This window comes from Enterococcus sp. S183_ASV_20 (genome assembly GCF_018919685.1).
Lineage (GTDB): Bacteria > Bacillota > Bacilli > Lactobacillales > Enterococcaceae > Enterococcus > Enterococcus faecalis.
Genome location: NZ_JAHLRI010000178.1, coordinates 1 through 475, shown reverse-complemented (window position 1 = coordinate 475; position 475 = coordinate 1). Strand labels below are relative to the sequence as shown.

Here is a 475-nt window from a genome sequence, read left to right as displayed (position 1 = left end):
CTTATTCTCAGTTAGCCAATGCCAAACAATGGCGCTTTTATAAAGAAGCTCTGACTCGTGCTCAATCTGTTTTGGTTAATTATCAGTTAAAGCTTCCTGTTGCAGACTTTTGGGGTGAAGGAAAAACCACTGCTTCAGACGGAATGCGCGTCCCAGTGGGCGTCTCAGCTCTAAAATCCGATGTTAATCCACATTACAAAAGTATGGAAAAAGGAGCTACAATGATTCGATCAATAAATGATAGGCATACGACTCATCATATCGAGGTTGCTTCAACTAATACAAGGGAAGCTACTCATACCCTTGATGGCCTACTTTATCATGAAACAGATCTAGATATTGAGGAACATTTTACTGATACAAATGGGTATTCTGATCAGGTGTTTGGAATGACCGCATTACTAGGCTTTGATTTTGAACCTCGCATCAGAAATATAAAAAAATCACAATTATTTTCTATCAAATCACCTTCCTA

At 38.5% G+C, this 475-nt stretch carries 1 protein-coding gene; it reads left to right on the top strand.

All coding sequences use genetic code 11. The features are described 5' to 3' along the window. Positions 1-475 (top strand): Tn3 family transposase (locus tag KQI94_RS16310; protein WP_216454683.1); only part of this gene is annotated, 475 nt, incomplete at both ends.